This is a genomic window from Ideonella azotifigens (genome assembly GCF_006519715.1).
Lineage (GTDB): Bacteria > Pseudomonadota > Gammaproteobacteria > Burkholderiales > Burkholderiaceae_C > Ideonella > Ideonella azotifigens.
The window spans coordinates 1-7863 of record NZ_VIDT01000226.1; the positions used below are offsets into that span (position 1 = coordinate 1).

5 protein-coding genes are annotated in these 7863 nt (G+C 67.8%); 1 reads left to right on the forward strand and 4 read right to left on the reverse strand.

The window, feature by feature from the left end; translation table 11 throughout:
- The coding region (locus FKP22_RS14875) for a hybrid sensor histidine kinase/response regulator (protein ID WP_170200913.1) at window positions 1–2588 on the reverse strand (2588 nt) is incomplete at its 3' end.
- Between the two features lie 37 nt (window positions 2589–2625).
- On the reverse strand, window positions 2626–3429 hold the full coding sequence (locus FKP22_RS14880; protein ID WP_141288255.1) for an iron-containing redox enzyme family protein: 804 nt from the start codon (window positions 3427–3429) through the stop codon (window positions 2626–2628).
- A gap of 313 nt (window positions 3430–3742) precedes the next feature.
- Between FKP22_RS14880 and FKP22_RS14885 the strand changes: the two genes are divergently transcribed.
- Entirely contained in the window at window positions 3743–5707 is a 1965-nt protein-coding gene (locus FKP22_RS14885) for an aminotransferase class I/II-fold pyridoxal phosphate-dependent enzyme (protein WP_141288256.1), read from the forward strand.
- Window positions 5708–5717: 10 nt separating this feature from the next.
- Here FKP22_RS14885 and FKP22_RS14890 read toward each other — a convergent pair whose 3' ends face one another.
- Both FKP22_RS14890 and FKP22_RS14895 read right to left on the reverse strand, forming a co-directional pair.
- A complete protein-coding gene (locus tag FKP22_RS14890) occupies window positions 5718–6869 on the reverse strand; it encodes an ABC transporter substrate-binding protein (protein WP_141288257.1) in 1152 nt (383 codons plus the stop codon).
- 130 nt (window positions 6870–6999) lie between these two features.
- Window positions 7000–7863, reverse strand: an 864-nt coding sequence (locus FKP22_RS14895) for an aminotransferase-like domain-containing protein (protein ID WP_141288258.1), incomplete at its 5' end; no start/stop codon positions are given.

Here is a 7863-nt window from a genome sequence, read left to right on the forward strand (position 1 = left end):
GCGCCGCCCAGCCGATCAAACAGCCCCAGGACCTCGGCGAAGTTGATCGGCTTGGTCAGGTAGCCCTCGAAGCCGCTGTCGAGTGCCATGCGGACCTGGTGCGGCAGCGCGTCGGCCGACAGGGCGACCAGCCGAGCCGTGGCCGCGCCCGGCAGGGCACGCAATTGCGCCGCCAACTCCAGGCCCGAGACATCGCCAAGGTTCATGTCGATCAGCACCAGGTCGGGCCGCCGCTGCATGAACATCGCCAGTGCAAGCGCACCGCTGTTGGCGGCCCGGAAGGTGACCCACGAGCGCAGCTTGACCAGCTGCGACATCAGCTCGATGTTGACGTCGTTGTCCTCGGCATAGAGCACGTCCAGCCGGGCGGCGCTGCTTGACGCGGCAACCGGCCAGCGGGGCGCAGCCAGTGCCTGCGGCGCCGCCGCCCAGGGCAAGGTGATGGTGGCCCGGGTGCCCTGGCCAGGCGCGCTCTCCACCGCCAGCTCGCCGCCCATCGCCTGGACGAGCTGGCGTGTCAGCACCAGTCCGATGCCTGTGCCTTCGACACCGGAGTGTTCGGCGCCCAGGCGATTGAAGGGTTCGAACAGGTGGGTCAACTGGCTGTCCGTCATGCCGGGTCCCTGGTCCTTCACGCTGAACTGGCAGTGATCGTGCTGCGGCACCAGGGACAGCGTGACAGGTCCCTCGCGGCCGCCGTACTTGACGGCGTTGCTCAGCAGGTTGATCAGCGACTGCCGCAGGCGCACCTCGTCTGCATGCACCCACAGCGGGCCGGGGAAGCTCACGTCGAGCTCGATCCGCCCTTCCTCCGAAAGCGTGCCGGCCACCGAACTGGCCTCTTCCGCCACGGCACGGGCCTCCACCGCCTGCAGGCTCAGCGAGAGCCGGCCGGATTCCACCATCGACAGGTCCAGCACATCGTTCACCAGCGCCAGCAGGTGGGCGCCTGCGCGCTCGATCTGACGTGCCCGCCCCTGGTTCAGCGGATCCAGCGGGTGCGCCAGGTCGATGTTCATCAGCTGCGCGAACCCGAGCACGGCATTCAGCGGCGTGCGCAACTCATGGCTCATGCGCGACAGGAACTCCGTCTTGGCGCGGCTGTGGGCCTCCAGCGTCTGGCGCTGCTCGCGCTCGCGCCGCATGGCCAGTTGCTCGCTCACATCGCGCAGCACGATGGTGGTCTGCGGCCCAGGGCCGGTGTCCACTCTCGAGAACGTGGCCTCGGCGGGGAATGGCACGTCGCCCCGCAGGCCTACCAGTTCCAGTGGTTTGCCGCCAGGCGCCGCTGCAGGTGCACCACCGTCCAGCAGGGCCAGATCCTTGAACAGCTCGGCCACGGGCCGACCCAGGACCTGCTCGGCGCGCAGCCGGAACACCTGTTCCGCCGCACGATTGAACAGCACGATCCGCCCATGCTCATCGGCCGAGATCACGGCATCGGCCACCGCCTCGATGAGCTTGGCGAGCTTGGCTTCGCTCTTCTCCAGCGCAGCCTTGGTGCGCCGTTGCTCGCTCACGTCGAAGAAGGTCACCACCGCACCATCGGGCCGGCCATCCTGGTACATCGGGTGGGCCCAGTACTCGACCGGAAACGCCCTGCCCTGCCGATCCCAGAACTGGCTGGCCTGGCGGTGCGCCGGCTCCATCTTCAGGAAGGTCTGCTGCACCGGGCAGGTCTGTTCACCCGCCACCAACTCGCAGCGGGAATGAATCACCGAATGAACCTCGTGGCCGACCAGTTCCGATTCCTGCCGGTACCCCAGGCGATCCAGCGCGGCACGGTTCACGAAGGTGCAAAAGCCCCGGGTATCGACCCCCAGCAAGCCTTCGGTCGTGGAGTCCAGCAACTGCTGCAGCAGTTGCTGCCGACGCCGGATCTCGTGTGCCGCCAACTCCCTGTCCCGCAGCCCGCGGCGCACGATGCCCAGGCCCAGAAACCCGAGCAACGCAGCCGCCAGCGCGTTGATGGCAATGGCAGCTCGCCGAAGCAGGCGCGCGTTGAAGGCAAGGCGATCGGAAAACGTGCGCTCCAGGCGTGTCAGGCGCAGATTGATGCTGGCCACCTTGGCCCGCATCTCCGCGGTCAGGGCCTCGTCGAAACGCCTGGACGGCGGAATCAGCCGCAACTGCTTGTCCACCGCCTGCAACTCGGCAACGGCAAGGTCGCCCTCACGCCAGCTCGCAATCGCCTCGGCCATCAGCGAAGAATCATGAAACCAGCGATAGAGCCAGATCAGCCCGTCGATGTCATCGGGGTGATTGCCGCCGGCGAGAAAGGCTCGCCTCACCACCTCGAAGTCGGGCGCCGCCTTGTCCAGTTCTTCGCGGGCCATGCGGTCGCCCACCGGAATGGCGACGGCATCCAGGAACTGCCTGTGGTCCTCCTCCGTGCCGGACTGAAGGTACTCCAGCAGGTGGATGTGCGCGTCCTTCTGGGCCTTGGAATACAGGCTCTCGCCAATCACGTACGACTGCACCGCTGCCAGCAACTGAATGCTGAAAATGGCCAGCAGCACCTGGAACAGGCCGATGGTGCCAAGGGCCACGACGACCCAGGAGATTCGGCGGGCGGGGCGGCGTTGCATGATGGGCTGGAGGTCGGCGCCGACTCCCTGCATTGCGTCAAACCCGCTCGCGGACCGCCTCGTAGCGAGAAGGATCCCACCTCGGCACCTGCACGGGGAAGGGGGCGTCCAGGCACTTGTCCAGCGCCATCTTCATGTAGTTGTAGCTGGTCAGCACCCGGGAGCGGATCAGGTCCACGTAGCCCCGGTTGGGCGTCATGCCCACCAGCGTGCTGATGATTTCCAGCGCCTCCCAGGGATGGGTGTCGTCGTATTTGGCGTGCAGCTTGAGCCACTTCATCGCCTTGGTGCGATGCAGTTCGGGCAGGCTGTTCTCGTAGGCATCGCTGGCGCAGACCAGGTCGGCCCACTCACCCGTGGCCCCCTCGATCGCGTAGTTGGTCGCCGCCATGCCGGCGGCCAGCGAGTCCCGCTCGCAGCTGTGCCAGCACCAGTGCGACAAGGCCTCGGTGGCCGGCGGCACCGCACCGTGCACCAGGTCGTCCAGCGAGAGCCCGGCCGCCAGCGCCCAGGCCTGCCAATGGTCCGCATGGTTCTGCTCGACGCGGATGTTGCGAATCAGGTACCTGCGCGCCTGGTCGTGGCCCCGCACCCGGCCCAGCGCCACCTTCAGCAGGTTCAGTGCCATGTACTGCGGGAACTGCTCGATCACCGGCCAGATGCCGGCGAGGAAATTGCGGGTCTGCCCGGGCGCCAAGCGCGCGTCCCGCATCAGGCGGAACAGTTCGTGCTGCGTCACGCCCAGCCGGGTGGGCTCACATTCGCTGACCAGATCCTGAACCCAGTCAGGGTAGCTGCGAATGTCCGTCAGCGCGCCCTGCAAGGCGAACTCGTTGTTCATCTTGATCCCTTGATCCCCTGATCCCTGTTCGCGGCCATGAGACAGAACAACGGGTCGCCGATTGACTCTAACCACTTGGCAGCCGGCTGACAATCAATGAATCCGGCATGGCGCGCAAGCCGCCGAGGCAACCCCTAGGCTGAGGCCAGGCAGCGGCGCCCGGCTGGCCGCCTGCGGCCTCGAACCGAGTTTTCTGCGCCTTGGGCGCTCCTACACTGGCAGGCTGCCCGCGCACCCGCGTGCGGCAGGACAGGATTCGGCAGCAGGCCACGAGCCGGCCGCCAGCGACAGGCAGTGCAATGAGGAGAGACAAGTGACAAAGCCCGCAACCCATGTGCTGGTGGTCAGCGCAGACGAGACCTGGCGGGCCGCCGTGGTCCATGGCCTGAATGCCGCGGCCGCAAGGCTGGACAACCCCTTCGGCCTGCAGGCCATCGCCTGCGCCTGCGACGGCGGCGCACTGGAAGCCGCATTGGCCACCACCGCCGGCGCAGACGTGCAGGTGGTGCTGATGGACCACGGCGCGCGCGGCAGCGAAGACCATGGCGCGCCGGCCGTGCTCACCGCCCAGCGCATCATCGAAGCCAGGCCCGAGCTGTCGCTCTACATGCTGCTGGAGGACGACAGCGACAAGCTGCTGGTCGAGCAGCTCGCCAGCGACGCGGTGGATGGCTACTTCTTCCGCGAGGAAATGGACTTCAACGGCTGGTTCCGCATCCTCGCGGCCGAGCTGGCCGAGAAGGCCGACACGCCTTTCTACGACGCGCTGCGCGACTACGTGGCCCAGGCCAAGGACAGCTGGCACACGCCCGGCCACGGCGGCGGCGACTCGTTCAAGAACAGCCCCTGGGTGGGCGACTTCTACGACTTCGTCGGCGAGGAAATGCTGCGCGCCGACCTTTCGGTGAGCGTGCCCGAGTTGGACTCGCTGCTGCATCCGACCGGCGTGATCGCCCAGTCGCAGAAGCTGGCCGCCAAGGCCTTCGGCGCGCGCAAGACCTACTTCGCCACCAACGGCACCAGCACCTCGAACAAGGTCATCTTCCAGACCCTGCTGGCACCGGGCGACAAGCTGCTGCTGGACCGCAACTGCCACAAGTCGGTCCACCACGGCGTGATCCTGTCGGGCGCGATGCCGGTCTACCTGGACTCGTCGGTCAACCGCCATTTCGGCCTGTTCGGCCCGGTGCCCAAGGCGACGATTGCCGCGGCCATCGCAGCCAACCCGGACGCCAAGGTGCTGATCCTCACCAGTTGCACCTACGACGGCCTGCGCTACGACCTGCGCCCCATCATCCAGACGGCCCACGAGGCCGGCATCAAGGTCATCGTCGACGAGGCCTGGTACGGCCATGCCCGCTTCCACCCCGAGCTGCGGCCGACCGCGCTGGAGTGCGGCGCCGACTATGCGACGCAGAGCACGCACAAGATCCTCTCGGCCTTTTCGCAAGCCAGCATGATCCACGTCAACGACCCGGCGTTCGACGAGCACCTGTTCCGCGAGAACTTCAACATGCACGCGAGCACCAGCCCGCAGTACAACCTGATCGCCAGCCTGGACGTGGCGCGCAAGCAGGCTGTGATGGAGGGCTACCGGCTGCTGGACCGCTCGCTGAAGTTCGCCCACGAGCTGCGCCAGAAGATCAACGCCACCGGCGCGTTCCGGGTCCTGGAGCTGGACGAGCTGCTGTCAGACGAAGTAAAGGCAGACGGCATCCGCCTGGACCCGACCAAGCTGACCATCGACATCTCGGCCAGCGGCTGGAGCGCGGACGAATTGCGCGGCGAGCTGATCGGCCGCTACAACATCCAGGTCGAGAAGAACACTCACAACACGCTCACGCTGCTGCTGACCATCGGCACCACGCGCAGCAAGGTCTCGCGCCTGTTCGACGCGATGCTGCGCCTGGCCAAGGACCGCCGCACGCCGCTGACCTACGCACGCATGCCCGAGGCGCCACGCTTCACGCGCCTGGCCTGCCTGCCGCGGGACGCCTTCTACGAGGCCGGCGAGAAGCTGCCGGTGCTGGACGACAACGGCCGCGCCAACCCGGCGCTGAACGGCCGCATCTGCTGCGACCAGATCGTGCCCTACCCGCCCGGCATCCCGGTGCTGGTGCCGGGCCAGGTGATCGAGCCGGCCATCATTGCCTACCTGGCCCGGCTGCTGCAGACGCAGAAGTCCATCGACCTGCACGGCCTGGCCACGCTCGAGGGCGAGCTGCACCTGCGCGTGCTCAGCCAGGCCGAGCAGGCCGCGCTGCCCGGCGTCTGCTGAAGCACCCTCTCTAGCCGACGCGGTGGCCGTCGGCGCCCATCACCGCCAGCTCGATGAAGCGTGACGCGACAAACGGCCCGGCGCCTGCGTACCCCAGGCTGTAGTCGCCCAGGTCCAGGCGCTTGATGCTGGCCAGGGCCTGGCGCAGCTTGTCGCGGCTCAGGTCGCGGCCAGCGCGTCGCAGGCCTTCCATCATCATCTGCGCATTGACCCAGCCTTCGAAGCTGCTGGCGTCATAGTGCTCGTCGCCCAGCGCCTTCATCTCGGCCTGGTACTGGCGCACAGCGGCCAGCTTGGTCTTCTCTGCATCCGGGAAGACCTGCGTCATGGCCATGCCCTTGGCGGCGGCACCCAGCCGTGGCAGCTCGGACGCAATGACCGAGACCGACAGCCCCACCATCGGCAGCCCGCCGGCCTTGCTGCGCAGCGCCAGCACCAGCGCGGTGTTGGCGCTGCCTGTCGTGACCAGCAGCACCGCGCCCGGCCTGGCGGCCAGCACCTGCTGGCTCAGCTCACCGGCATTCGCGCCATTCACCGCGAGCGCAAACTGGCCGATCGACTTCAGCCCCTTGTCACTCAGCGCGGCCTCTGCATCACGCAGCACTTCCTTGCCAAACGGGTTGTCCAGGTAGACCAGTGCAATGTCCTTCAGCCCCATCGAGACCAGCTGCTGCACCACGCGGATGGCTTCGTCGCTGTAGCTGGCACGCACATGGAAGACCTGCCTCAGGTCAGGCCGCCGCAGCGAGGCTGCGCCAGTCACCGGCCCCACGCAAGGCACGCCGGCCTGCTCGATCAGCGGCAGGATGGCCGCGGTGTTGGCCGTGCCCATGCAGGACATCAGCGCGAACGCGGCATTGCCGTCCAGCAGGCCTTTGACGTTCTCCAAGGTCCGGGTGGCAACGTAAGCATCGTCCCGCACGGCAAGACGCAGGTTCCGGCCATTGATGCCGCCGTTCTCGTTGACCGCACGAAAGGCCGCCTTGATGCCCGCCACATGCGCGGTGCCGGCACCGCCCAGCGGGCCCGTCATGGCCAGCGAACAGCCCAGGGTCACCTGCTGCGGGCCAAGCGCTTCGTCCGCAGCCCGCGCCACCGGCAGCCCGGTTGCGGCCAGCGCGAGCGCTGAACTTCGAACAAGGAATTGGCGACGGCGTGACATGGCAGCTCCGGGTTTCGTGAGCGCCAAAGTCTAGGCAGCGCAAGGGTCTTGCCTTGTCCCCAGGGCGACAGGCGGGGGCCGCTGCAACACGGGATAAACCATGTGGCACCCGCGCGTCCGCACGCCAGCTTCAGCGCCTTGCCGCGCTCAAGGCTTGCCAGAACACCGGGTCCTGGCTGGTCGCGAAGTTGATGCGCATCAGCGTGCCGGGCTTGCGCGTGGCCTGGAACAGGTGGCCGGGCGCCAGCAGCCAGCCCTGGTCCAGCATCACCTGCGCCAGCGCCTCGGTGTCCACGCCCGTGTCCAGCCAGCCAAACAGGCCGTTGGGCGGCGTGACGAAACGGCAGCCGTGCGCCTGTGCCAATTGCACCGTGCGGTGACGCGCCGCGTCCAGCCGCTGCGTGACCCGCTCGGCGTGGCGGCGCAGGCTGCCCTGCTCCAGGCACAGCGCCACCGCCTGCTCCAGCACGGCAGGCGTGGTCAGCGTGGACAGCAGCTTGGTGTCGACCAGCCGCTCCACGACCTGCGGCGGCACGGCCATGTAGCCCACGCGCCAACTCGGCGTGAGGATCTTCGAGAAGCCGGACACGTAGAGCGTGCGCTGCAGCCCGTCCAGCGCGCTCATGCGCGGCAGGTGGGCGGGGGCGAGGTGGGAATAGGTGTCGTCCTCGACCACCCAGAAGTCATGCGCCTCGGCCAGCTTCAGCACCTGGTGGGCGTGTGCCAGGCTGATGGAGTTGCCGGTCGGGTTGTGCAGCACCGGCACCGTCACGTACATGCGCGGCCGGTGCTCCCGGATCAGCGTGGCCATCACGCCCAGGTCCGGCCCGTCCACGCCGCGCGGCACCGGCAGCAGCCGCATGCCGAGCTGGCTGAGCCGCGCGTATTCCACGGCCCAGGCCGGCTCGTCGACCAGCACCGCATCGCCCGGCGACAGCAGCGTACGCGAGATCAGGTCCAGCGCGTGCGTAGCGCCGGTGGAAGTGATGATCTG